The organism is Streptomyces sp. NPDC001544 (assembly GCF_042894285.1).
GTDB lineage: Bacteria > Actinomycetota > Actinomycetes > Streptomycetales > Streptomycetaceae > Streptomyces.
Genome location: NZ_JBIAVN010000001.1, coordinates 855,252 through 879,451, shown reverse-complemented (window position 1 = coordinate 879,451; position 24,200 = coordinate 855,252). Strand labels below are relative to the sequence as shown.

At 69.9% G+C, this 24,200-nt stretch carries 24 protein-coding genes, 1 pseudogene and 1 riboswitch; of the genes and pseudogenes, 7 read left to right on the top strand and 18 right to left on the bottom strand.

Going from position 1 to position 24,200, the window contains the following annotated elements; genetic code table 11:
- The first annotated feature begins 22 nt into the window (after positions 1–22).
- Positions 23–1,267 carry a glycosyltransferase 87 family protein gene (locus ACFY0F_RS04010; protein WP_388788451.1) on the top strand — a complete coding sequence of 415 codons (1,245 nt, stop codon included), beginning with the start codon at positions 23–25 and terminating at the stop codon, positions 1,265–1,267.
- Between the two features lie 20 nt (positions 1,268–1,287).
- On the opposite strand, the gene ACFY0F_RS04005 is transcribed toward ACFY0F_RS04010, so the two are convergent.
- The 5 genes from ACFY0F_RS04005 to ACFY0F_RS03985 all read right to left on the bottom strand — a co-directional run bounded on the left by ACFY0F_RS04005 (position 1,288) and on the right by ACFY0F_RS03985 (position 6,585).
- Positions 1,288–2,478 carry a hypothetical protein gene (locus ACFY0F_RS04005; RefSeq protein WP_388788448.1) on the bottom strand — a complete coding sequence of 397 codons (1,191 nt, stop codon included), beginning with the start codon at positions 2,476–2,478 and terminating at the stop codon, positions 1,288–1,290.
- Positions 2,479–2,508: 30 nt separating this feature from the next.
- A complete protein-coding gene (locus ACFY0F_RS04000) occupies positions 2,509–3,522 on the bottom strand; it encodes an NlpC/P60 family protein (protein WP_388788446.1) in 1,014 nt (337 codons plus the stop codon).
- Between the two features lie 198 nt (positions 3,523–3,720).
- Positions 3,721–4,755, bottom strand: a complete 1,035-nt coding sequence (locus ACFY0F_RS03995; protein WP_388788443.1) for an NlpC/P60 family protein — start codon at positions 4,753–4,755, stop codon at positions 3,721–3,723.
- 213 nt (positions 4,756–4,968) lie between these two features.
- Positions 4,969–6,312, bottom strand: coding sequence for an NYN domain-containing protein (locus ACFY0F_RS03990; RefSeq protein ID WP_388788441.1), 1,344 nt, complete (start codon positions 6,310–6,312; stop codon positions 4,969–4,971).
- A 33-nt stretch (positions 6,313–6,345) separates the two neighbouring features.
- A complete protein-coding gene (locus ACFY0F_RS03985) occupies positions 6,346–6,585 on the bottom strand; it encodes a hypothetical protein (RefSeq protein ID WP_388788438.1) in 240 nt (79 codons plus the stop codon).
- Positions 6,586–6,747: 162 nt separating this feature from the next.
- On the opposite strand from ACFY0F_RS03985, the gene ACFY0F_RS03980 reads away from it, so the two are divergent.
- Positions 6,748–7,458 carry a rhomboid family intramembrane serine protease gene (locus tag ACFY0F_RS03980; RefSeq protein WP_388788436.1) on the top strand — a complete coding sequence of 237 codons (711 nt, stop codon included), beginning with the start codon at positions 6,748–6,750 and terminating at the stop codon, positions 7,456–7,458.
- Positions 7,455–7,736 (top strand): Lrp/AsnC family transcriptional regulator, encoded by a 282-nt coding sequence (locus tag ACFY0F_RS03975; protein WP_388788433.1) that lies wholly within the window; start codon positions 7,455–7,457, stop codon positions 7,734–7,736. Before ACFY0F_RS03980 ends, ACFY0F_RS03975 begins: the two co-directional genes overlap by 4 nt.
- Positions 7,737–7,743: 7 nt before the next feature.
- Here ACFY0F_RS03975 and ACFY0F_RS03970 read toward each other — a convergent pair whose 3' ends face one another.
- The 8 genes from ACFY0F_RS03970 to ACFY0F_RS03935 form a co-directional block, all read right to left on the bottom strand.
- Positions 7,744–9,105, bottom strand: a complete 1,362-nt coding sequence (locus ACFY0F_RS03970) for an aminotransferase class V-fold PLP-dependent enzyme (protein WP_388788431.1) — start codon at positions 9,103–9,105, stop codon at positions 7,744–7,746.
- A 162-nt stretch (positions 9,106–9,267) separates the two neighbouring features.
- Positions 9,268–9,384, bottom strand: a riboswitch (SAM riboswitch).
- Positions 9,385–9,460: 76 nt separating this feature from the next.
- Positions 9,461–9,631, bottom strand: a complete 171-nt coding sequence (locus ACFY0F_RS03965; RefSeq protein WP_388788428.1) for a hypothetical protein — start codon at positions 9,629–9,631, stop codon at positions 9,461–9,463.
- A gap of 27 nt (positions 9,632–9,658) precedes the next feature.
- Positions 9,659–10,015: a PRC-barrel domain-containing protein gene (locus tag ACFY0F_RS03960; protein WP_388788425.1), complete on the bottom strand. Its 357-nt coding sequence runs from the start codon at positions 10,013–10,015 to the stop codon at positions 9,659–9,661.
- Positions 10,016–10,119: 104 nt separating this feature from the next.
- Entirely contained in the window at positions 10,120–11,184 is a 1,065-nt protein-coding gene (gene trpD, locus ACFY0F_RS03955; protein ID WP_388788422.1) for an anthranilate phosphoribosyltransferase, read from the bottom strand.
- Positions 11,185–11,315: 131 nt separating this feature from the next.
- Positions 11,316–12,953: a cytochrome bc complex cytochrome b subunit gene (locus ACFY0F_RS03950; protein ID WP_388788419.1), complete on the bottom strand. Its 1,638-nt coding sequence runs from the start codon at positions 12,951–12,953 to the stop codon at positions 11,316–11,318.
- Positions 12,950–14,008 carry a Rieske 2Fe-2S domain-containing protein gene (locus ACFY0F_RS03945; RefSeq protein ID WP_388788416.1) on the bottom strand — a complete coding sequence of 353 codons (1,059 nt, stop codon included), beginning with the start codon at positions 14,006–14,008 and terminating at the stop codon, positions 12,950–12,952. The genes ACFY0F_RS03950 and ACFY0F_RS03945 overlap by 4 nt, the downstream gene beginning before the upstream one ends.
- Positions 14,005–14,817: a c-type cytochrome gene (locus ACFY0F_RS03940; protein WP_388788414.1), complete on the bottom strand. Its 813-nt coding sequence runs from the start codon at positions 14,815–14,817 to the stop codon at positions 14,005–14,007. Before ACFY0F_RS03940 ends, ACFY0F_RS03945 begins: the two co-directional genes overlap by 4 nt.
- Positions 14,818–14,880: 63 nt before the next feature.
- Entirely contained in the window at positions 14,881–15,501 is a 621-nt protein-coding gene (locus ACFY0F_RS03935; protein ID WP_388788411.1) for a heme-copper oxidase subunit III, read from the bottom strand.
- A 199-nt stretch (positions 15,502–15,700) separates the two neighbouring features.
- Between ACFY0F_RS03935 and ACFY0F_RS03930 the strand changes: the two genes are divergently transcribed.
- Positions 15,701–16,102, top strand: coding sequence for a hypothetical protein (locus ACFY0F_RS03930; RefSeq protein ID WP_388788409.1), 402 nt, complete (start codon positions 15,701–15,703; stop codon positions 16,100–16,102).
- A 40-nt stretch (positions 16,103–16,142) separates the two neighbouring features.
- On the opposite strand, the gene ACFY0F_RS03925 is transcribed toward ACFY0F_RS03930, so the two are convergent.
- The 4 genes from ACFY0F_RS03925 to coxB all read right to left on the bottom strand — a co-directional run bounded on the left by ACFY0F_RS03925 (position 16,143) and on the right by coxB (position 20,635).
- Positions 16,143–17,402 (bottom strand): Ig-like domain-containing protein, encoded by a 1,260-nt coding sequence (locus ACFY0F_RS03925; protein ID WP_388788405.1) that lies wholly within the window; start codon positions 17,400–17,402, stop codon positions 16,143–16,145.
- A gap of 145 nt (positions 17,403–17,547) precedes the next feature.
- Entirely contained in the window at positions 17,548–17,946 is a 399-nt protein-coding gene (locus ACFY0F_RS03920) for a cytochrome c oxidase subunit 4 (RefSeq protein ID WP_388788402.1), read from the bottom strand.
- Positions 17,943–19,679 (bottom strand): cytochrome c oxidase subunit I, encoded by a 1,737-nt coding sequence (ctaD, locus tag ACFY0F_RS03915; protein WP_388788399.1) that lies wholly within the window; start codon positions 19,677–19,679, stop codon positions 17,943–17,945. Before ctaD ends, ACFY0F_RS03920 begins: the two co-directional genes overlap by 4 nt.
- Complete coding sequence (gene coxB / locus ACFY0F_RS03910) at positions 19,676–20,635, bottom strand: cytochrome c oxidase subunit II (RefSeq protein WP_388788397.1); 960 nt, start codon at positions 20,633–20,635, stop codon at positions 19,676–19,678. Before coxB ends, ctaD begins: the two co-directional genes overlap by 4 nt.
- A gap of 283 nt (positions 20,636–20,918) precedes the next feature.
- Here coxB and ACFY0F_RS03905 point away from each other — a divergent pair, with 283 nt between their 5' ends.
- On the top strand, positions 20,919–22,298 hold the full coding sequence (locus ACFY0F_RS03905) for a cysteine desulfurase/sulfurtransferase TusA family protein (RefSeq protein WP_388788395.1): 1,380 nt from the start codon (positions 20,919–20,921) through the stop codon (positions 22,296–22,298).
- A gap of 1 nt (position 22,299) precedes the next feature.
- On the opposite strand, the gene ACFY0F_RS03900 is transcribed toward ACFY0F_RS03905, so the two are convergent.
- Positions 22,300–23,274, bottom strand: coding sequence for a carbohydrate kinase family protein (locus tag ACFY0F_RS03900; protein ID WP_388788392.1), 975 nt, complete (start codon positions 23,272–23,274; stop codon positions 22,300–22,302).
- Positions 23,275–23,407: 133 nt separating this feature from the next.
- Here ACFY0F_RS03900 and ACFY0F_RS03895 point away from each other — a divergent pair, with 133 nt between their 5' ends.
- On the top strand, positions 23,408–23,617 hold the full coding sequence (locus ACFY0F_RS03895; RefSeq protein WP_388788389.1) for a hypothetical protein: 210 nt from the start codon (positions 23,408–23,410) through the stop codon (positions 23,615–23,617).
- A 101-nt stretch (positions 23,618–23,718) separates the two neighbouring features.
- Positions 23,719–24,200: pseudogene (locus tag ACFY0F_RS03890) on the top strand (hypothetical protein); the annotation flags it as partial.

Here is a 24,200-nt window from a genome sequence, read left to right as displayed (position 1 = left end):
GAATCGAACGGCAGGGGATCGTGTGGAGAGCAAGGGCGCCGGGTGGTCCCTGGCAGGACTGTCGGTGACCTGGGCGGCGACCCGGCTGGTGGTGCTGCTCTACGTCCTGCGGGTGCTCGTCCTCCCGGGTGCGGACGTCACGTCCGACGTGTCCGTGACCTACCGGGGCTGGTACGAGGTGCTGCGCACCGGCACCTTCCCGCTGGACGACGTGACCTGGCAGTACCCGCCCGCGGCCGCGCTGGCGATCCTCTCCCCCGCCGCCCTGCCCTTCCTCACCTACACCCACGCCTTCTTCGTCCTGGCCGTCCTCGCCGACCTGGCCGTGCTGGGCCTGCTGCTGTACGCCGGCCGGCGGCCCGGCAGGTCGCTGCGCGGTGCCCTGGTGTGGGTGGTGGGCGCCCCGCTGCTCGGCCCGACCCTGTACGCCCGCTACGACGTGATGGTGACCGCGGTCGCGGTGGCCGCGCTGCTCGCGGGTGCCGGGCGCCCCCGGGTGATGGGTGCGCTGGCGGGCTTCGGGGCCATGCTCAAGGTGTGGCCGGCGCTGCTGCTGGTGGGGTGCGTGCGGCGCCGGGCGTGGGGCGCGGCGGCGGCGACCGCGGCCGGCCTGGCCGCGCTGTTCTCGGTCACCATGCCCGGCCCCTTCGCCTTCCTCACCTTCCAGCGTGACCGCGGCACCGAGGTGGAGTCCCTGGGCGCCCTGGTCTTCCATGTGGCGCGGCACTTCGGCTGGCAGGGCAAGGTGCTGCTGAACTACGGCTCGATCGAGTTCCTCGGCCCGTACGTCGGCGTCGTGAGCACCGCGTCCCTGACGCTGACCGTGGTCTGCTTCGCGTGGCTGCTGCTGTGGCGGATGCGCGCGACGAACGCGGACCGGTTCGAGCCGCACACGCTCGCCGAAGCGGCGTTCACGGCGGTGCTGATGTTCACCGTGACGAGCCGGGTGATCAGTCCGCAGTACATGGTGTGGCTGGTCGGCCTGGCCGCGGTCTGCCTGTGTTTCCCGGCCGGCCGGATGGGCGTGCCCACGCTGCTGGTGCTGGCGGCGACCGCGGTCACGGTCTGGGAGTTCCCCACCAACTTCACGCACGTCATGGCCAGCGACTGGTACGGCACCGGCCTGCTGTTCCTGCGCAACGCCCTGCTGGTCGCCGCCTCGGTCACCGCGGCCCGCCGCCTGTGGCGCTCCACGGTCCTCCCGTCCCCTCTGCCCGCGCTGCCGAGCCAGAGCTCGCCCTCGACGGAGACCCCGGTGTCCCCCTGATCCCGGTGCGCCGCGCCGGCTCAGCCGAGCTGGGCCCGGACGTAGTCCTGCCACTGCGTGGTGAACTCCTCCGGCGTGGTGCCGAGGACCTTCTTCAGCGCGTCCTCGACGGCGCCCGCTCGCTTCTCGTGCGTGCCGACGGCCCGGTAGAACTCGCCGAGCCGGACCTCGCCCCAGCGGTCGGCGATCATCCGGCAGGCCAGCCAGCCGCTCTCGTACGCCCTGGCCAGGGCGACGGCGTCCGTGCTGAAGGCGAAGTCCTTGTCGGCGGGCAGGTGGACCGGCACCTGCCCCTCCTGGACCGCCCGGGCCAGCTCCGGCGCCGCCTGGGGCGCCGTGCGGCCCGTGCCCAGGTAGCCGATCCAGTCGGCGTAGCCCTCGGAGAGCCACAGCGGGGTGGCGGCGTCGGTGTGGGCGCGGGTGGCCACGTGGGTCGTCTCGTGGGTGAGTACGACCTGTTTGCCGACGTCGCCGAGGATGGCGTACGCCTCGGGGTTGACGATGACCCTGTCGGCGGGCGCGTTGCCGGAGCCTCCCACCTCGCCGGTGGTGACCGCGGCGATGCCCCGGTAGGAGGAGGCGGGCGAGCCGAGCAGCCGGGCCATCCCGGCCAGGTCCTGAGGTACGAGCAGGACGACCCGCCGGGTCCAGTCCGTGCCCCATTCCCGTGACACCGCGGGGACGGCCCGGTCGGCGAGCCGGGCGTAGCCGCGCAGCTCGGCACCGGACTGCCCGACCCCGAGCACCAGACTGCGCGCTCCCCGCGCGGCCACGACGGTGCCCTCGTCCCACAACTGCTGCCCGGCCTTCCTGGCGGGCCGGTCGGCGGCGACGTACCAGTGTCCGTCGGCGGTGCGCCCGAGGGTGAGCCTGCGGTCGGTGGTGACGGGCGCCTTGTCGTAGTCCCGGATGCGGTAGCGCAGTCGGGCGTCCGCGGTGGCGCCGGTGCCGTCCCGGTGCAGGGCGGTCAGCCGATAGGACCAGGACACCAGCGGCACCGCGCGCAGGTGCCCGTACTGCGCGGGGCTGCCGGTGGCGTCGTACGCCGCTTCGTCGTGCCGCAGCAGGGCCGCCGCCCGGCGGTCGAGGACCTGCTGCACCTCGGTCTTCGCCGCGTCGGTACCGGACTGTCCGCGGCACCCCGTCAGGGAGGTGAGCAGCACACAGAGCCCCACCAAGGGGGCGTGCCACGCCCGTCCGCGTCCAGCCACTCGCCGATGGTACGGCCCGGAGCGGGAAAGTCAGGGCCGGGTGACCGAGGAGATCGGCATCATGCCGACCGGGTCGTAGCGCACCGGGGCGCCGGGATAGGGCGCGTGGATCACCTGGCCGTTGCCCGCGTACATGCCGACATGGCCGGCGTCGGAGCGGTAGACGACCAGGTCGCCGGGCCGGGCCTCGGAGAGGGGGATCTGCCGGCCGGCGTACCGCTGCTCCTGCGAGGTGCGCGGCAGATGGACGCCCGCCTGTGCGTAGGCCCACTGGGTCAGGCCCGAACAGTCGAAGGCCGAGGGGCCGTTGGCTCCCCAGACGTAGGGGCGGCCGAGGGCGGAACGGGCGGCGGCGACGGCCGCGGCGGCGCGGGCGTTCGGGGCGGTGGCACCGAAGAGGTCGGAGATGCCGCCTCGGCCCGAGCGGGAGGCCCGTGCGTAGGCGGCGCGCTCGGCGGCGGGCAGGGAGTTGAGCAACTGCCGGGCCCTGGCGAGCTTGTTCTCCACGGTCCGCTTGCGGGCGGCGACCTCCTTGCGGCTCTTCTCCAGTTCGGCGAGTTTCTCCGCGGTCCTGGCGCGTTCCCTGGACAGTTCGCGCATCGCCGACTGCAGCCGGGTGAGCCGGTCGGACTGGCGGGCGCCGATCCGGTCGAGCGTGGTGGCCCGGTCGAGATAGTCGTCCGGGTCGTCGGAGAGCAGCAGGGCGACGGCCGGGGCGAGGCCGCCGGAGCGGTACTGGGCGCCGGCAACCGAACCGAGCGAGTCCCGCATGGAGTTGATGCGCTCCTGCTGCCGGGCGATCCGGTCCCGGGCGTCGCCGGCCTCATGGCGCAGCCTGTCGGTGCGCTCGGCGGCCTTGTCGTAGGCCTCGGTCGCCTGCTCGGCCTCCCGGTAGAGCCGGTCCACCTCGGCGCGGATGTCCGCGTGCGGAGCGGCACTCGACGGTACGGCGCCGAGCGCGGCGGTCGCGACGGACAACACGCTCAGGGCGGCGCCGGCGCCCCGGTCGAACCCGGACGGTGCAAGACGGCGATGGGACCCCACGGGAAGCCGCACTCCTTCCGCTGGCGAATGTCTGACAGAGCTGACAGAGCTCGGCAGACAGTAGCCGCGCGGACACGCGGCGTCCAAGCAGGTCCGGGGTCCGACAAGCCGACACCCCGCCACTGACGCAGGTCACCGGCGGGGCGTGGAGTCAGTTTGCGGTTGTCGTGAATCGCCCGTTCGGGCGCACCCACGGGGTCAGACGCGGACGCCGAACTCGAACGTCATATTGCTCATCGCCTCGTAGCGCACCACGGCACCGGTGTGCGGGGCGTGCAGCACCTGCCCGTTGCCCGCGTACAGACCGACGTGGTGGAAGTCGCCGAAGAAGATGACGAGGTCGCCGACCTTGAGGTCCGACTGGTTGTAGATGCGCGTACCGGCGTTGGCCTGCGCCTCGGAGGTGCGCGGAATGGTCTGGCCGGCCTGGGCGTAGGCCCAGGAGGTCAGGCCCGAGCAGTCGAAGGTGGACGGGCCGGTGGCACCCCAGGAGTAGGGCGAGCCGATCCTGGTCTGGGCGGCGGCGAAGGCCGCGGCGGCGCGGCTGGAGCCGGCCGGGGCGTCGCCGAGGTTGACGCGCTCGGTGGAGGAGCGGCTGGCGCGGTTCTGCTCCGCGGCGAGGGCCTGCTTCTCCTTGGCGGTCAGCGTGTTGTACAGCTTCCGCGCCTCGGCGAGCTTGTCCTGGACTTCCTGCTTCTTCTTGCCCAGTGCGGTGCGGGTGGAGGCGAGGTCCTTGAGCTTCTCGGTGGCCTCGGCGCGCTCCTGGGCGAGTTCGCGCTGTTTGTCCTGGATCTCCTTCAGGGCCTCGACCTGCTGGCTGCTCAACTGGTCGAGGGTGGAGGCCTTGTCGAGGTAGTCGTCCGGGTCGGAGGACAGGAAGAGCTGGACCGAGGGGTCGATGCCGCCGGAGCGGTACTGCGCGGTGGCCATCGAACCGAGGCCGTCGCGGAGCTTGTTGAGGTCCTGCTGGCCGCGGGCGACGTTGTCCTGGATGGTGGAGATCTCCTTCTGGAGCTTCTCCTGCTTCTCCTTGGCCCCGTCGTACTTCTCGGTGGCCTGCTCCGCTTCCTCGTAGAGCTTGTCGACCTTCGCCTTGACCTCGCTCTTGCTCAGCTTCGCGCTGGGAGCGGCGTTGGCGGCGTTCGCGCTGAACGCGACGGCGGCGGCTGCTGCGGTGGTCAGCACGGTGACACGCGTGCGACTGGGCTGCTTGGGTCGACGGTGGGACGCCACGACAGGCGAACTCCTTCTTGTGAGTGATCACCCGCTCGGAGGTTCGAGCCCAGACCCTAGTGACCCTCTTGTGATCAGATCAAATCCTCACACCAAAAAACCTCGTCACGCAATGCATTCTTTGCACTCAACCCACAAGGAGTGATGCGCGGTTGACACTACGTTGCGTGACAGAACCGCCAATTCGGGCATTAAACCTCTACGTTGCCGCTTTCAGGACAGGCGCTTGAGAAGCACCGCAGAAGCCACCGGCCGCGCCCCCGCCCTGGCGATCCCGTCGGCCACCTCGCGGTCGGTCGAGGCGACGATGACCGGGCGGCCCGGCGGCTCCGCGCGCACCAGTTGGCGGATGAGCTCGTCGGCGGTGACGCCCGGCTTGGAGAACAGCACGCGCACCCCGCGCGGCGGGGCGAGCAGCACCGGCGCGGCCAGTTCGGCCCCGTCGAAGACGCACGTCACCTCGGCCCCGGTCTGGGCGGCGAGCTGGGAGAGCTGGCCGAGCAGCCGCAGCCGCTGCTTCTCCAGCGGCATCTGCGGATAGCCGGTCTTGGTGACGTTGTAGCCGTCGACCACCAGATGCGCCTGCGGCAGGGCGAGGAGCTGGTCGAGGATCGCGGGGTCGTTCTCGGACAACGCCCGCGCGGCGATGTCCTTCGGGGTCATCCGTCCTGGTTCGACCGCGTCCACCGTCTCCGCCGGCCGCACCGACACCGGCGGCAGGGCCAGTTCCCGGCGCAGCCCCTGCGTCGCGTCCAGAAGGGTGTCAAGAAGCAGCCGGACGCGCATGTCCTCGACACTGCGCCCCTCGCGCGCTGCCCTGCGCGTGGCCTCCAGCGCGGCCTCGGCCTCGCTCAGGCGGGACTTGAGCCGCCGGGTCTCGCTCTCCGCGGCGGACACCTGGGCCTGCCCCTCGGCGCGTACGGCCTCGATGTCCCCCTGCACCCTGCGCAGGGCCGCCTCACCGCGCTTGACGTCGCTGAGGGCCGCGCGGAGCTTGCGGTGAAGCGATTCCGCTTCCTTCCTGGCCGCATCCAGCTCGGCGCGCAGCCGCTCGGTCTCGGCCCGGGTCTGCTCGCGGGCCCGGTCGAGTTCCTCGCGCAGCCGCTCCAGCTCGGCGCGGCTCTCCTCGTCGGCGCGTTCGGCGTCCGCCCGCTGGGCCTCCTCGCCGGCCGCGGCCACCAGCTTCACCCAGCCCGTGGGGCGCAGTACGTAGGCCGCGGCCGCCACGTCGAGCGGGTCCGCGGCCGGAGGCGGGGAGCCGGAGTCGAGGGCGCCGGTGAGTTCCGGCTGGGCCTCTCTGAGTTTCTCGCCGATGCGCTGCCGGAACAGCGGGTCGGTCTCCAGCGCCGCCGCCATCGCGTTGCCCGCGAACTTCGTACGGCGAGTGGGGGTGAAACGGGCGTACTGCCTGAGCTGTGCGGGCAGTTCGGCGACCGTCAGCCCGCCGAAGCCGTCCGAGACGATCTGCACGACCCGCCGCCGCACGCCGTCGGGCAGCGGACGGTCAAGCACCTCGGCGGTGCCGTCGCCCGGCCCCCCGCCCGTGGTCTCCACCATCCGTCACACCCCATCCCGTGTGCATCGCTCCGATTAGGAGTCGGTGCCCGGCCTGTCCACGAGTTCCACCTGGTCCACCGCGTTGCACCAGCGGCAGCGCACCGACTCGATGGTCTCACTGACCACCTCCCGCTCCTCGACCTTCGGCTCACCGGCGAGGTCGAGGTGGACGTACTCGACGACCTTCGACGAGCGGGTCACGTCGAAACGGGTGAGGTTGCCGCAGAGGGTGCAGCGCCACCGGGTCTCGGCGGTCGGCAGGGGAACCGGCATCGTGACTGTTCGCTTCCTTCTAGTGTCCGTGGTCCGTGACACATCGTCTCCACGACGCGTGTGGCTCGTAACCCTACGGCCTGGCGGGGACTCGCCGCCCGTCCGTCCACGGCGGCGAGGCGGTTCCTGCACTTGCGTCCCGTTACGTCATGCTCTGTAGCCATGATCAGCAAGTCGACGCCGATGACGTACGCCCTGATCGTCCTGTGCTGTCTGCTGTTCCTGCTGGGTCCGGCGGGCGGGCTGAATCCGGCCTACGGCTCCGGCGACGCCCTGCTCGCCGCCCAGCGGGCCTACTTCCGGCGCTGGGGCGTGATCCCGGCCGAGCTGTTCGACGGCCCGGCCCGGGCGGCCCTCACCCCGGCCACGGCGCTGTTCGTGCACGGCAGCTGGGTGCATCTGCTGGGCAACATGCTCTTCCTCTACGTCTTCGGGGCGATGACCGAGGAACGGATGGGCCGCGTGCAGTTCACCCTGTTCTACGTGGGCTGCGGCTACCTGGCGCTGCTCGGCTACGCCGCCGCCAACGCCGCCTCCGAACAGTCCCTGGTGGGAGCCTCCGGGGCGATCTCGGCGGTCCTCGGCGCGTTCCTCTACCTGTTCCCCGGCGCCCGCGTCACCAGTCTCCTCCCCTTCCTGTTCTTCCTTCCGCTGCGCTTCCCCGCCTGGGTCGTCCTGCCCTTCTGGGCGGCCCTGCAGTGGCTGGCGGCGGGCCGCGCCCCCCAGGGCCCGGGGGTGGCGTACCTGGCCCACCTGGTGGGCTTCGGCCTGGGCTTCGTCGTCGCGTGGATGCTGTTCGGGCGGGTGAACAGGGGCTGCCCTAGAGTTGAGGCCGCCCCAGCCCCGGCCCCCGAGGGAGAGAACCTGCCGTGATCACCGCGATCGTGCTCATCAAGACCAGCGTGGACCGGATCCCCGAGATCGCGGAGCGGATCGCCGCGCTCGACAGCGTCAGCGAGGTCTTCTCGGTCACCGGCACCTACGACCTGATCGCCATGGTCCGAGTGCGGCAGCACGAGGACCTGGCGGACGTCATCCCCGGCCGGATCAGCAAGATCCCCGGCGTGGAGGCCACCGACACGCACGTGGCCTTCCGCACCTACTCCCAGCACGACCTGGAGGCGGCCTTCGCGATCGGGCTGGACAGCTAGACCGGTTTCAGACGGCCGGAACGCAGCGGCCGTCCTCGGTGCGGTAGCGCCACTTGGCGCCGTCCCGGACCAGTTCCCGCACCGCGTTCACGAACCGCTCCACGTGCTCGTCCGGCGTTCCCGCGCCGAAGCTGACCCGGATGGCGTTGAGGGACTTCTCGCCGGGCGCGGCCTCGGGGGCGCCGCACTCGCCCTGTGTCTGCGGGTCGCTGCCCAGCAGGGTGCGGACGAGGGGGTGGGCGCAGAACAGGCCGTCGCGGACGCCGATGCCGTACTCGGCGGAGAGCGCGGCGGCGAAGTGGGAGCTGTTCCAGCCCTCGACGACGAAGGAGATGACGCCGACGCGCGGGGCGTCGTCACCGAAGAGGGACAGGATCCGCACCTCGGGGAGTCCGGCGAGGCCCGCGCGGACCTTCGCGATCAGGTGCTGCTCGCGGGCGACCAGGGTGTCGAAGCCGGCCTCGGTGAGCGCCTTGCAGGCCGAGGCGATGGAGTAGGCGCCGATGACGTTCGGGGAGCCTGCCTCGTGGCGGGCGGCGCTGTCGTGCCACTCCACGTCCACTCCCCCGTCGGCACGCCGGGTGACCTTGCGGCTGGCGCCGCCGCCCGCGAGGTACGGCTCGGCCGCGCGCAGCCAGTCGGCGCGGCCGGCCAGCACACCCGAGCCGAACGGGGCGTACAGCTTGTGCCCGGAGAAGGCGACCCAGTCGACGTCCAGCTCCCTGAGGCTCACCGGGTGGTGGGGGGCGAGCTGGGCGGCGTCCAGGACGATCCGGGCGCCGTGCGCGTGGGCGGCGGCGGCCAGCTCGCGGACCGGCCACAGTTCGCCGGTGACGTTGGAGGCGCCGGTGACGCAGACCAGGGCCGGGCCGTAGGGGTCCCGCTCGGCGAGGGCCCGCTCCAGCGTGTCGACGGCCTGCCGCGGGGTGCGGGGGGCGTCGAGGCAGGTGACCCGTGCGTCCTGCCAGGGCAGCAGGGAGGCGTGGTGCTCGGTCTCGAAGACGAAGACCTGGCAGTCGGCGGGGAGCGCGCGGGCGAGCAGGTTCAGGGAGTCCGTGGTCGACCGGGTGAAGACGACCTGGTCGTCCGCCCGGCAGCCGAGGAAGCCGGCGACGGTCTTCCGGGCGTTCTCGAAGAGGTCGGTGGAGAGCTGCGAGAGGTATCCGGCGCCCCGGTGCACGCTGCCGTAGTACGGGGCGTACGCGGCGACGTCGTCCCAGACCCGCTGGAGCGCGGGGGCGCTGGCCGCGTAGTCGAGCGCGGCGTAGGTGACCTCGCCACCGGTGACGAGCGGAACGGTGACGTCCCGGCCCAGCACGGGCAGCGGGGCACAGACGGACGGAGCGGCGGCAACGGTGGAGACGGACATGGGTGTACTCCCGTGAAGGCAGGCGGAACTCACCGCACGAGCGGACGGCGCTCGAGTACGGATGAGGTGAAAAGGGGGATGCGGAGGCGGGGCTCGACGCCCTAGCGCATTCGCTTGCTCACGGAAGGCTCCCTCGTCGACCAGGACCCCTGGTGTGCGAGGGGTCCGCGCTTGCCGTAGACCTCGCTGCCTACGGCCTGGTCTTCACCCGGGGCACCCCGCCACGGACGGAGGGTTGCCGGACAGTCGGCCGGGGCCGAATGACTGTCACTCATGACCTGGTCGGAAAAGTTACGTGGGCCGATCACCGCCCGCAACTCGTGTCCGGATGGCGGGACGGGCCCTTGGGCCGGGGTCAGCGCACGACGTGGTGTCCGTGGTGCCGGGACCAGCGCACGCCGAACAGCACCAGGTCGGCCACCAGGACCACGGCACCGATGACCAGGAGCCAGAACAGCCCCTTCGCCGCCACGCCGATCAGTCCCAGGATGATCGCCACGAGGATCAGGAACAGGAAGAGCGCCATGGTTGACCACATCCTCCGACGGGCCGGTCAGCCGCGCGCGAGACGGCGCCCGCGTTCGGCGGCGGCCTCGTAGGGCCTGTCGTAGTGTTCGTAGATCTCGTGCTCCCGCTCGACCGGCAGGACGTCGTCCATGCCGATGGACGGTGCCTTCTTCACCTGCCCCCTGGGGTGGGCCACCTTCACGTACCCGGGTCCGAGGGTCGCCTCGTCGAGGGGGACGAAGACGAGCCGGTGCCGGGTCGGCAGTCCGGTGCGGACGGTGACCATGGCAGGCGTGTCGGTGGTGGTGTCCACGTAGACCGCTTCCAGGGCGCCGATCTTGCGGCCCCTGGGATCGATCACGTCGCGGTTGCGCCACTCGCGGATGTCGGCTGAGTGGATCATGCCTCGCTCCTTGCGGACCGTGTCCCCGGGCACCCCACGCCGAGACGGAGCGGCCGCGGGGCCGCGTTGTCACGTTTTCACTGTACTCCCGCGGCCGCCCGGCGTTACTCGTTGCTCGCCGCCACCCAGCGCTCCAGGGTCCGCCTGGCCGATCCCGAGTCGATCGACTGGGCCGCCTTGCGCATCCCGGCACGCAACTGTTCGGCCAGCGGCTCCTCCGTCGGGTCCAGGGCCACCAGTGCCGCCGCCGAGTTCAGCAGGACGGCGTCGCGGACGGGGCCCGTCTCGCCGTCGAGCAGGCGCAGCGCCACATCGGCGTTGTACGACGGGTCGCCGCCGCGCAGCGCCTCCACCGGCACCAGCTCGATGCCGACGTCCCGCGGGTCGAAGGTCTCCTCGGTGACCTTGCCGTCCCTGACCACCCAGACGTGGGAGGTGGACGTCGTGGTCAGCTCGTCGAGGCCGTCGTCACCGCGGAAGACGAGGGAGGAGTTGCCGCGGCCGGCCAGCACGCCCGCGATCATCGGCGCCAGGCGGGGGTCGGCGACCCCGACCGCCTGCGCCTTCACCTTCGCCGGGTTGGTCAGCGGCCCGAGAGCGTTGAAGACCGTCCGGATACCCAACTGGCCGCGCGCGGCGGCGACATGGCGCAGTGCCGGGTGGAACTTCACCGCGAAGCAGAAGGTGATGCCCGCCTCCTCCGCGACCTCGGCCACCCGCTGTGGCGTCAGGTCGAGATTGACGCCCAGCTTCTCCAGTACGTCCGAGGAGCCCGACGCCGACGAGGCGGCCCGGTTGCCGTGCTTGACGACCTTCGCGCCGGTGCCGGCCACCACGAGCGCCGACATCGTGGAGATGTTCACCGTCTTCGCGCCGTCGCCACCGGTGCCGACGATGTCGACCGTGCGGCCCGACACCTCGATCACGTTGGCGTGCTCGTACATCGCCCGGACCACACCGGTGATCTCCTCGACGGTCTCGCCCTTGGCGCGCAGCGCCACCACGAAGCCGGCGATCTGCGCGTCGGTCGCCTCGCCGCGCATGATCTGGTCCATCGCCCAGGCCGTCGCGTCGGCACTCTGGTCACGGCCGTACAGCAGGGCGTTCAGCACCTCGGGCCAGGAACGGCCCGCCGTGGTGTCGCCTCCAGCGGGGGTCACAGCGCTCATGAGCCGCTCCTGATGGTCGTAGAAGGGTGTCGTCCCGGTGTGGTGCCACCCTATCCAGGCGCGGGCACGGCGAAGGGCCCCGTCCGGACACCGGACGAGGCCCTTCGCGCGTGGCGTGGCGTGCGCAGCGATCAGTGGTGGCCGTGGCCGCTCGTGATCTCCTTGTACTCCTCGACGGTCGGCTTCGGGATCTGGTTGTCCTCGCCGTAGTAGGCGTTGCTGAGCTTGGCGCGCAGCTTCTCCGAACCCGTCACCTTGCGCTCGACGCCGTTGTCGTCGACCGCCGGGCCGACCTGGGCCGGCTCGTACTGGCTGTGGGCCGTGAGGGTGTGCAGCTGCTCCTGGCTGAGCGGCTCGTGCACCTCGATGAACTCACCGTGCGGCAGGCGCTTGATGATGCCGGTCTCACGACCGTGCAGCACCTTGTCGCGGTCGCGGCGCTGCAGACCGAGGCAGATCCGCTTGGTGATGAGGAACGCGAGGACCGGTCCGACGAAGAAGAAGATCCGGACGAACCAGGTGACCGCGTTGATCGACAGGTGGAAGTGCGTGGCCCACAGGTCGTTGCCGCCGCCGATCAGCAGGGTCAGGTACATCGTCATCCAGGCGACGCCGACGCCCGTACGGGTCGGGACGTTGCGCGGGCGGTCCAGGATGTGGTGCTCGCTCTTGTCGCCGGTGACCCAGGACTCGATGAACGGGTAGATCGCGATCGCGACCAGGACCAGCGGGAAGATCATCAGCGGGATGAACACGCCCAGCACGAGCGTGTGGCCCCAGAGGTTGATCTCCCAGCCCGGCATGAAGCGGATCAGGCCCTCGGAGAAGCCCATGTACCAGTCGGGCTGGGCGCCGGTGGACACCTGGTCCGGACGGTAGGGGCCCATCGCCCAGATCGGGTTGATCTGGGCGATCGCCGCGATGGCCGCGATGACACCGAAGACCAGAAAGAAGAAGCCTCCGGCCTTGGCCATGTAGACCGGCAGCAGCGGCATGCCGACGACGTTGTTGTTCGTCTTGCCGGGACCCGCGAACTGCGTGTGCTTGTGGTAGAAGACCAGGATCAGGTGGCCCACCACCAGGCCGAGCATGATGCCCGGCAGCAGCAGGATGTGGATCGAGTAGAACCGGGCCACGAAGTCGTGGCCGGGGAACTCGCCGCCGAACAGGAAGAACGACAGGTACGTGCCGACGATCGGCACGGACAGGATCGCGCCCTCCATGAAGCGGACACCGGTGCCGGAGAGCAGGTCGTCCGGGAGCGAGTAACCGGTGAAGCCGGTGAACATGCCCAGGACGAACAGCAGGAAGCCGAACAGCCAGTTGACCTCACGCGGCTTGCGGAACGCGCCGGTGAAGAACACGCGCATCATGTGCACGAACATGCCGGCGAGGAAGATCAGCGCGGCCCAGTGGTGGATCTGCCGGATGAGCAGACCACCGCGCACGTCGAAGGAGATGTGCAGGGTCGAGCTGAACGCCTCGGACATCAGCTGTCCCTGCAGCGGGACGTAGCTGCCGTGGTACTCCACCTCGGTCATCGACGGGTGGAAGAACAGCGTCAGGTACACACCCGTGAGGATGATGATGATGAAGCTGTAGAGGCAGACCTCACCCAACATGAACGACCAGTGGTCGGGGAAGATCTTGCGCATGTTGGCCTTGGCCAGGGAGTAGATCCCGAGCCGGCCGTCGGCCCAGTCGGCGACGCGCTCGCCGGCCGGTGCCTTCCCGCGGGGGCGGGGCTGGTCGTTGGCTGCAGTACTCATCCGCGCTCCCAGAATGCAGGACCGACGGGCTCCTCGAAGTCGCCGAGCGCCTGGAGGTAACCGTCTCCGTTCACGCCGATGCGGAGTTGCGGCAGGGCGTGACCGGCGGGACCGAAGATCACTCGGGCACCGTCGGAGAGGTCGAAGGTGGACTGGTGGCACGGGCACAGCACATGGTGCGTCTGCTGCTCGTACAGCGAGATCGGGCAACCCACGTGGGTGCAGATCTTCGAGTACGCGACGATGCCCTCGTGCGACCATTCGAGCTCGCGCTTGTCCTTGATGTTGTCCGGCTGGAGCCGGACGATCATGAGGGCCGCCTTGGCGATCTCCGTCTGGAAGTCCTCCTGCGCCTCCTCCAGCCCGTCGGGCTTGGCGAAGGTGAGGGAACCGACCTGCACGTCCTCGGGACGCAGCGGCTGGTTGGTGTTCATGTTGACCAGCAGCTTGCCCTTGGACCACAGCGTGTGGCGGAGCTTGGTCTGGGGCAGCGGACCGAGGTCGCGCAGCAGGAGCACGCCGGAGAGCGGCACCAGCGTCAGCGCGCCGAGCATGGTGTTGCGGATCAGCTTGCGGCGGCCGATCACCGACTCCCTGGCGCCCTGCTTGAAGTCCGCGTGGACCTTCGCGCGGACCTCGGGCGAGGCCTCGATCGGGTGACGCTCGTCGGCGACCTCCACGTCGGACATCAGGGTGCGGGCCCAGTGGACCGCGCCCGCGCCGATGCAGAACAGCGCCGTGCCGAGGCACAGGCCCAGCGCGAAGTTGAGCGCGCTGACGTGCCCGATCGGGAAGACGAAGATCGACTTGTCGGCCGGCACCGTCACGTACGAGGCGATGAAGCCGATGGTGGCCAGCATCGAGACCGTGAACAGCAGGGCGACGACACGCTCGGACCGCTTGGCGGCCCGCTCGTCGATGTCCTGGATCCGGTGCTCGTGCGGGGGCAGCCCCGGGTCGGCGAACGGGTTCTGCTCGTCCGCGACGCCGACGGCGCCGTGCGTGGTGTCCTGCTCGGCGGGCAGGTTCTCTTCTGGAATGTCTTGGCTACTCATGACTTCTTGGCCTTTGCGGTCCGAGCGGCGACCCAGACGGCGACTGCGATGAGCACGCCGAGACCGAAGATCCACGCGAAGAGGCCCTCGCTGACCGGCCCGAGGCCGCCCAGCTCCAGACCACCGGGGTTCTCCGTCTCATCGCCGTTGACCGCGTGCAGGTACGCGATGATGTCCTTCTTGTTCTTCTCCGTCATCGTGGTGTCGGGGAAGGACGGCATGTTCTGCGGGCCGGTCTGCATGGCCTCGTAGATGTGCTTCGGGTCGACGCCCTCCAGGGACGGGGCGAACTTGCCCTTGGTGAGCGCACCACCCTTGCCGGTGAAGTTGTGGCACTGCGCGCAGTTGGTGCGGAACAGCTCGCCACCCTTGGCGATGTCCCCGTCGCTCGGGTCGTACTGCGACTTGGTCGGCACGTTCGGACCGGCACCCAGCGAGGAGATGTACGCCGCGAGCTGGTCGATCTGGGCCTGGGTGTAGATGTTCTTCTTCCTCGGGACCTGCGCGCCCTGCGAGGTGGCGGCGGGCATACGGCCGGTGCCGACCTGGAAGTCGACGGCCGCGGCGCCCACGCCCACGAGGCTCGGCCCGTCCGAGGAGCCCTGGCCACCGGTGCCGTGGCAGCTGGCGCAACCGACCTCGTAGAGCTTCTTGCCCTCTTCGATGGTCAGGGACTGGGAGGCTTCATCGGCCTGCGCCTTGCTCGCGGGCGCGAACGCGGCGTACAGCCCCCCAGTGGCCGCCAGCGCGAGGAGTAGGACGACGACTGCCGCCAGCGGATGGCGTCGTCGTGCGGAGAGCTTTTTCACGGATTACCCCGGTGTCAGGATCTTCTGCGTCGATGCTTCGGTGATATTCGGGAGCGGTCCCGGCTACTTGATCAGATAGATCGTGGCGAAGAGGCCGATCCAGACGACATCGACGAAGTGCCAGTAGTAGGACACGACGATCGCGGCGGTCGCCTGCTCGTGCGTGAACCTCTTCGCCGCGTAGGTGCGGCCGAGGACCAGCAGGAACGCGATCAGACCTCCCGTCACGTGCAGGCCGTGGAAGCCGGTGGTCAGGTAGAACACCGAGCCGTACGGGTCGGAGGAGAGCGAGAGCCCGTCCTTCTTCACCAGCTCCGTGTACTCGAAGATCTGGCCGCCGATGAAGATCGCGCCCATCACGAAGGTGATGATGAACCAGCCCCGGAGCTTCTTCACGTCACCGCGCTCGGCGGCGAACACGCCGAGCTGGCAGGTGAGGGAGGAGAGCACCAGGACCGTGGTGTTCACCGAGGAGAAGGGCACGTTGAGGGAGCCCGCCATCTCCTTCCAGTGATCCGGTCCCGTCACCGATCGCAGGGTGAAGTACATCGCGAAGAGGGCCGCGAAGAACATCAGCTCGGAACTCAGCCAGATGATGGTTCCGACGCTGGTGAGGTTCGGCCGGTTGACCGACGGGTGCGCGTGCCCGGTTTCTACTGTCGTTGCTGTCGCCACGACCGACATTATGTCGGTCGCTTATCCCGCCCTCACCCCCGGGGGTGCCGTTCGGAGTGTTCGCAGCCCGCGCGGGGGCCGGACGGCTCACCGAACGGTTCCCGCGAGTCCTGTCCGGCCCCGTGTTGACGGGGTGTGCGAGGGGGTAGCATCCGCCGCATCGGTCCTGTTCGTACGACGGTGTACGTCCCTGTGTATCGGAGGAACTATGCAGCCGACCGCAACGGTGCTGGTCTACAGCGACGACTCGGGCACCCGCGAGCAGGTGCGGCTGGCCACCGGACGCCGGCCGGCTCCGGACGCGCCGGTGGTGGAGTTCGTGGAGTGCGCGACCCCCGGTGCCGTCCTGCGGGAGCTGGACAGGGGCGGGATCGACGTCTGTGTGCTGGACGGCGAGGCCGTGCCCATGGGGGGCATGGGGGTGTGCCGGCAGATCAAGGACGAGATCTTCAACTGCCCGCCGGTGCTGCTGCTGATCGGGCGGCCCCAGGACGCCTGGCTGGCCACCTGGAGCCGGGCCGACGCGGCCGTGACGCTGCCGGTGGACCCGGTGGAGTTCGCCGCCGCTCTCGCTTCCCTGCTGCAGAAGAAGCGGCTGCTGAGCGCGTAGGAGACCCCGGGGCGCGGGTTCTCCGCGCCCCGGGGAGGGCCTACACGGCCGCCGGCTGGAGGCGCGGCGTCTCCTGGGGCTCGGCGGCGTCCGGGGTGCCGCCAGCCAGCGCGCTGCCGGTGCGCCACTTGTTCCAGTCGACGTTCCAGTCGCCGAAGCCGTTGCCGAACGGTTCCATCGGGTCGCCGTTGGAGTTGACGACCTTGACGATGTCACCCTGATGGATGGTGTCGAAGAACCATTCGGCGTTGGACGTGCTCATACCGGTGCAGCCGTGGCTGACGTTCGCGGAGCCCTGGGAGCCGACCGACCAGGGGGCGGCGTGCACGTACTCGCCGGACCAGGTGACGCGGGTCGCGTAGTAGACCGGCAGGTCGTAGGAGTCGGAGCTGCCCTCCGCGATGCCGACGGTGGTGCCGCGCATGCGGACGAAACTCTGCTTCTCCAGGACGACCTTGACGCCGTTGCGGGTCTCGAAGCCGGGCTTTCCGGTGGTGACGGGGATCTCGTTGATCACCGCTCCGTTCTTGTAGACGGTCATCTGGTGCGACGACGCGTCCGTGACGGCCTCGATCCGGTCGCCGGTGGTGATCTTCAGGGGCTTGGCGGTGCCGCCCCAGAGGCGGTCGCTGATCCTGACGCCGTCCAGGTTGCTGTGCACCTGGATGCTGGCGTGCGCGGGCCAGTACTCCCTGGGGCGGTAGTGGAGCTCCTTGCCGTCCACCCAGTACCAGGAGCCGATCACGGCCGGGAAGGAGTCGACCCTCAGGGCGCGCTCGACGACGGCCCGCTGGGCCTTGTCCTTGATCTCCTGGTTCAGCTTCGCCGTGATGGGCTGGCCGACCCCGAACACGCCCGAGCCGGGTCCGAAGGTGACGCCCAGGCGCTGGGTGATCTTCGGCTTGCTGGTGTCGAAGGTGACGGTGCGGCGGCCGGGGGCCCCGTCCTCGTCCTCCGTGCTGACCCGCACCGTGTAGTGGGCGTTGGCGGCCAGCGGAGCGGTGCTGTGCCAGCGGCTGCCGTCGGCGGCGAGCTCGCCCGCCACATGGCGTCCCGTGGCGTCCACGGCGGTGACGTCCGTGATGCGCCCGTCGCCCTGTGCGGTGACCTCGATGGGCTTGTCCGGGTCGGCCTTCTTACCGTCGTCGGGGAGGCCGCTGAAGGAGATCTGGTCCGCCGCGTCGTACGGCTCGTCCGCCAGGGGGCTGCCATGTGATCCGCAGGCGGTGACGCCCGCGCCGAGGGCGGCCACCAGCAGGGCGCAGCTGATGACGGTGCGGGTGTGCGCAGAGGTGCTCATGAACTCACGCTAAGGAGCGTCGTCAGCCTCGGCGCGCTGAGTCACCCCTACGGGGGAAGGGCCGTGCGGCAAAGGGGGGAGCCCGGACCTCCTGACGGAGTGTCCGGGCTCCCGGTGCGCTCGGCGCTGCTACAGCATGTACGTACTACTGGGTGCGGTTCTCACCGCGGTAGTACTCGAACACCCAGCCGAACAGGCCGACCATGATGATCGGTGCCGCGAAGTAGATCAGCCACCAGCCGACCGCGACACCGAGGAAGGCGATCGCGCCACCGGTGCCGAGGGCGAGCGGCTGCCAGCTGTGCGGGCTGAAGAAGCCCAGCTCGCCCGCGTCGTCCGCGACGTCGGCCTCCTTGTTGTCCTGGGCACCCGCGTCGACCCGCTGAGCGGTGAAGCTCAGGTAGAAGCCGATCATGACGCTCAGGCCGAAGGCCAGGAAGAGTGCCGTGGTACCGGCCGGCTCCTTCGACCACACGCCGTACACCACGGCCATGATCAGGATGAAGAAGCTCAGCCAGATGAACATCCGGCCCTGGATCTTCACTTGCCGGCCTCCTTGCTGCCCGCGATGGCGCTGCCGCTGCCGTGACCGGCGTGCTCGAGCTGCTCAAGAGCGGCGATCTCGGGGTGGTGCAGGTCGAACGCCGGGGATTCGCTGCGGATCCGCGGCAGGGTGAGGAAGTTGTGCCGGGGCGGCGGGCAGGACGTCGCCCACTCCAGCGAGCGGCCGTAGCCCCACGGGTCGTCCACGCCGACCGGCTTGCCGTACTTGGCCGTCTTCCACACGTTGTAGAGGAACGGCAGGATCGACAGGCCGAGCACGAACGAGCTGATCGTCGACACCGTGTTCAGGGCGGTGAAGCCGTCGGCGGCCAGGTAGTCCGCGTAACGGCGCGGCATGCCCTCGGCACCCAGCCAGTGCTGGACCAGGAAGGTGCCGTGGAAGCCGACGAACAGCGTCCAGAAGGTGATCTTGCCGAGGCGCTCGTCCAGCATCTTGCCGGTGAACTTCGGCCACCAGAAGTGGAAGCCGGAGAACATCGCGAACACGACGGTGCCGAACACGACGTAGTGGAAGTGCGCCACCACGAAGTACGAGTCCGAGACGTGGAAGTCCATCGGCGGCGAGGCCAGGATGACACCGGTCAGACCACCGAACGTGAAGGTGATCAGGAAGCCGGTCGCCCAGAGCATCGGGGTCTCGAAACTCAGCGAGCCCTTCCACATGGTGCCGATCCAGTTGAAGAACTTCACACCGGTCGGGACCGCGATCAGGAAGGTCATGAAGGAGAAGAACGGCAGGAGCACGCCACCGGTGACGTACATGTGGTGCGCCCACACCGTCACGGACAGACCGGCGATCGAGATCGTGGCGGCGATCAGGCCCATGTAGCCGAACATCGGCTTGCGGGAGAAGACCGGGATGACCTCGGAGATGATGCCGAAGAACGGTAGCGCGATGATGTACACCTCTGGATGGCCGAAGAACCAGAAGAGGTGTTGCCACAGGAGCGATCCGCCGTTGGCGGCGTCGAACACATGGGCGCCGAACTTGCGGTCGGCCTCCAGGGCGAACAGCGCGGCGGCCAGGACCGGGAAGGCCAGCAGGACCAGGACACCGGTCAGCAGCACGTTCCAGGTGAAGATCGGCATGCGGAACATGGTCATGCCCGGGGCGCGCATGCAGATGATCGTGGTGATGAAGTTGACGGAGCCGAGGATCGTGCCGAAGCCGGAGAAGGCCAGACCCATGATCCACATGTCGGCGCCGATGCCGGGGCTGCGGATGGCGTCCGACAGCGGGGCGTAGGCGAACCAGCCGAAGTCGGCCGCACCCTGCGGGGTGAGGAAGCCGGCCACCGCGATCAGCGAGCCGAACAGGTACAGCCAGTAGGCGAACATGTTCAGCCGGGGGAAGGCCACGTCCGGAGCGCCGATCTGCAGCGGCATGATCCAGTTCGTGAAGCCGGCGAACAGCGGCGTCGCGAACATCAGCAGCATGATCGTGCCGTGCATCGTGAACGCCTGGTTGAACTGCTCGTTCGACATGATCTGCAGGCCCGGACGGGCCAGCTCGGCACGCATGAGCAGTGCCATCACGCCGCCGATCAGGAAGAACGCGAACGACGTGACGAGGTAGAGCGTCCCGATCGTCTTGTGGTCGGTGGTCGTCAGCCACTTCACCACGACATTGCCGGGCTGCTTGCGCCTGACCGGCAGCTCGTTCTCGTAAGAGTCAGCCGCCGCGGCACCCTGGGGTTCGTTGAGGATGCTCACAGGTTGTTCGTCTCCCGGTTCTTCTCGTGGCTCGTCTGCGCGATGCCGGCGGGAATGTAACCGGTCTGCCCCTTCTTGACGAGGTCCTTGAGGTGCTGCTCGTACGCTGCCGGGGAGACGACCTTCACGTTGAACAGCATCCGGGAGTGGTCGACGCCGCAGAGCTCGGCGCACTTGCCCCGGAAGGTGCCGTACGCGTTGGGAGTCACCTGGAAGGCGTTGGTGTGACCCGGGATGACGTCCTGCTTCATCAGGAACGGCAGCACCCAGAAGGAGTGGATGACGTCACGCGAGGTCAGGACGAAGCGGACCGTCTTGCCCTTGGGCAGCCACAGCGTCGGGCCCGGGTTGTGGGTCTCCGGGTTGCGGGTGCCCGGCGTGCCGACGTCGTAGACACCGCCGGCGTTCGCCGGGAACGCCTCCTTGTACCGGTCCGGGATCGCGTTCAGCTGCGGGTCGGTCTTCGCGTTGCCGGTGGAACCGGGAACGTTCTCGATGTAGTTGAAGCCCCAGCTCCACTGGAAGCCGACGACGTTGATCGTGACGTCGGGCTTCTTGGAGAGATCCAGGAGCTTCGACTCGTCCCGGGCCGTGAAGTAGAACAGGACCGAGATGATGATGATCGGGACCACCGTGTACAGCGCCTCGATGGGCATGTTGTACCGGGTCTGCGGAGGTACCTCGACCTTGGTGCGGCTGCGCCGGTGGAACATGGCGCTCCACAGGATCAGGCCCCACACCAGCACGCCGACGGCGAGCGCGGCAGCCCAGGAGCCCTGCCACAGGGAGAGGATCCGCGGAGCCTCTTCCGTGGTCGGGGTGGGCATACCAAGGCGGGGGAAGTCCTTGTATGTGCAACCGGTCGCGGTCGCCAGGACCAGGCCCGCGGTCATTGCCTGCAGCAGCTTCCGCCGCATCGGGCGCCGCGGCGAGCGGTCGGAGCCGTTGGGACTCACGTAGCGCCTTCCCGAGAGTCTCGCCCGCGCTGTTGGCTGCGGCCTTCTCGCTGGTCCGGTCGCCGCCCTGCGTCGGGCAGGGGTTTGATGTTTATGCGGACCAAACCCTACTGGACGCCTCCCGGCGGGTTGCGGGGAGGGGTGCCTAGTGAGAGGGGTGGTTAGCTTGTTTGGCGGCTGCGGGTTGTTCGTGGCCGATCGCGCCCACGCGGCGGAGCCGCATATCGGTGCAGTCTCGCGCCCCTTCGGGGGGCTGCCCCACAGGGCGTCATAGCGTTTACGCATGTCCTATTTCGACGCCGCATCCTCCGCTCCTCTGCATCCCGTTGCCCGGCAGGCTCTCGTGGCCGCGCTGGATGAGGGGTGGGCTGATCCTGCTCGGCTCTATCGGGAGGGGCGGCGGGCCCGGATGTTGCTGGATGCCGCGCGGGAGGCGGCCGCGGAGGCCGTGGGGTGTCGGGTTGACGAACTGGTGTTCACCTCGTCGGGGACCCGGGCCGCGCACAGCGGGATCGCGGGGGCGCTGGCGGGTCGGCGGCGGGTCGGGCGCCACCTGATCGTGTCATCCGTCGAACACTCCTCGGTCCTCCATTCGGCGGAGGCGTTCGAGGCGGACGGCGGGTCGGTGACGCGGGTACCGGTGGGCCGTACGGGCGCGGTGACCCCGGAGTCGTACGCGACCGCTCTGCGGCCCGACACCGCGCTCGCCTGTCTGCAGTCGGCCAACCACGAGGTCGGGACCCTCCAGCCGGTGGCCGAGGTGGCCGAGGTGTGCCGGGCGGCGGGCGTGCCGCTGCTGGTGGACGCGGCGCAGTCGCTGGGCTGGGGGCGGGTCGGGGGTGACTGGTCGCTGCTGACGGCCAGCGCCCACAAGTGGGGCGGGCCGTCCGGGGTCGGGCTGCTGGTGGTGCGCAAGGGGGTGCGGTTCGCGCCACGGAGCCCGGTGGACGAGCGGGAGTCGGGGCGGGCGGCGGGCTTCGAGAACATCCCGGCGATCGTGGCTGCTGCCGCCTCACTGCGGGCGGTGCGGGCGGAGGCCGACCGTGAGGCGGTGCGGCTGCGGGAGCTGACGCGGCGGATCCGCGAACGGGTGGCTCACTCGGTGCCGGACGTGGAGGTGGTGGGCGATCCGGAGCGGCGGCTGCCCGGGATCGTCACGTTCTCGTGTCTCTATGTCGACGGGGAGACGCTGCTGCACGAGCTGGACCGGAGCGGCTTCTCCGTCTCCTCCGGGTCGTCGTGCACGAGCAGCACGCTGACGCCCAGCCATGTGCTGAAGGCGATGGGGGTGCTGAGCGAGGGCAACGTGCGGGTGTCGCTGCCGCCGGGGACGCCCGGGGAGGACGTGGAGCGGTTCCTGTCGGTGCTGCCCGACCTGGTGGCGGGGGTGCGGGAGAAGCTGGGTGCGCCGGTGCCCGCGGCGGCGGCCGTACGGGCGGACGAGGTGGTCGTCGACTCGCTGGGCAAGCGCTGCCCGATCCCGGTCATCGAGCTGGCGAAGGTCATCGGGGACGTGCCGGTGGGCGGTACGGTCCGGGTCCTCTCCGACGACGAGGCGGCCCGCCTGGACATTCCGGCGTGGTGCGAGATGCGCGGGCAGGAGTACGTCGGTGAGGAGCCGGCGGACCACGGCTCGGCCTACGTGGTCCGCCGCACCGCGTGACTCAGGCGAGGTGCTGCTGGACCTCGGCGGCGGCCTCGTGGCCGTAGGCCTTGGTGAAGCGGTCCATGAAGTGGGCGCGGCGCAGCTGGTACTCCTGGGTGCCGACGGTCTCGATGACCAGGGTGGCGAGCATGCAGCCGACCTGCGCGGCCCGCTCCGGGGTGACACCCCAGGCGAGGCCGGAGAGGAAGCCGGCGCGGAAGGCGTCGCCGACGCCGGTGGGGTCGGCCTTGCGCTCCTCCTCCGGGCAGCCGACCTCGACCGGGTCCTCACCCTCCTGCTCGATGCGGACACCTCGTGAGCCCAGGGTGGTGACCCGCTTGCCGACCTTGCCGAGGATCTCCTCGTCGGTCCAGCCCGTCTTGGACTCGATGAGGCCCTTCTCGTACTCGTTCGAGAACAGGTACGTCGCGCCGTCCAGCAGTATCCGGATCTCCTCGCCGTCCATACGGGCGATCTGCTGGGAGAAGTCGGCGGCGAACGGGATGCCGCGCGTGCGGCACTCCTCGGTGTGGCGGAGCATCGCCTCCGGGTCGTCGGCGCCGATCAGCACCAGGTCCAGGCCGCCGACGCGGTCGGCGACGGTCTTCAGCTCGATCAGCCGGGCCTCGCTCATGGCGCCGGTGTAGAAGGAGCCGATCTGGTTGTGGTCGGTGTCGGTGGTGCACACGAAGCGAGCGGTGTGCAGCGTCTCCGAGATACGGACCGACTCGGTGTCCACGCCGTGCCGCTCCAGCCAGGCCCGGTACTCGTCGAAGTCGAAGCCCGCGGCGCCGACCAGGACGGGGCGGGTGCCGAGCTGGCCCATGCCGAAGGCGATGTTCGCGCCGACGCCACCGCGGCGGACGTCGAGGTTGTCCACCAGGAAGGAGAGGGAGACCGTGTGCAACTGGTCCGCGACCAGCTGGTCGGCGAAGCGGCCGGGGAAGGTCATGAGATGGTCGGTGGCGATGGAGCCGGTGACTGCGATGCGCACGGCGAGGACTCTCCTGCTGGACGGGAGGGCAGTTGACACTTCACGCTACCCGGTCGGCGCCGGGCCCAGGAGCGGGAAAACTACCCGATAGTAGATCTTTATTCGCCGCCCCGGGCGTGCCTACGGTGCCGTCATGACGAACATCAAGGTCTACGCGCCCGTTCCGGTCGAGGTCGACGGCGGTCTGGCGGTGCTGCGCGGTGACTGCGCCCGGATGGCCCCGCACTGGGCGGTACCGGAACGGGACTCGTCCGTTCCGGTGCCCCCTTCGCTCATCCACGGCGTGACCGTTCCCGTGGCCTCGGCGCGGCTGCTGGACGCCATGTCGGACTACGGCGACTGATTCGTCCGGTCCGGCTCAGGGAACCGCTCGCTCACCCGCCGCGTCTCATCGCCGTCCCCCGAGGAGGGGATGCGGGATACGACCCAGCAAGGAGCGATGCGGTGAACACCGAGCGACCCGACAACGACGACGCGGCCGCGGGCTTCGCCGGAGGAACCTCGGCGGACAAGGGGCTTCCAGAGCCCGGGGAGGCCGCCGCGCCGGAACGCGGAGCGGAGTCGGAACGCGGGAGCGCGCCGGACGGCGGGGGTGTGCCCGAGCCGGATGCCACGCCCGAGGTCACAGCGGCAGCCGAGGGCGAAGCCGCGCCCGAGCCGGGAGCGGACCCGGAACCGGGGGGCGCAGCCGCGCCGGAACAGGGAGCTGCGGTCGAGCGGGAAGCCGCGCCCGAACCCGGGAGCGCGTCCCGGCAGGAAGCCGAGTCCGGGGAAGAAGCCACGGCCGAGCGCCGAGCCGCATCCGAAGCGGAGCCTTCGGCGGAGCCGGTAGCCGCGCCCGAACCCGGGAGCGCGTCCCGGCAGGAAGCCGAGTCCGGGGAAGAAGCCACGGCCGAGCGCCGAGCCGCATCCGAAGCGGAGCCTTC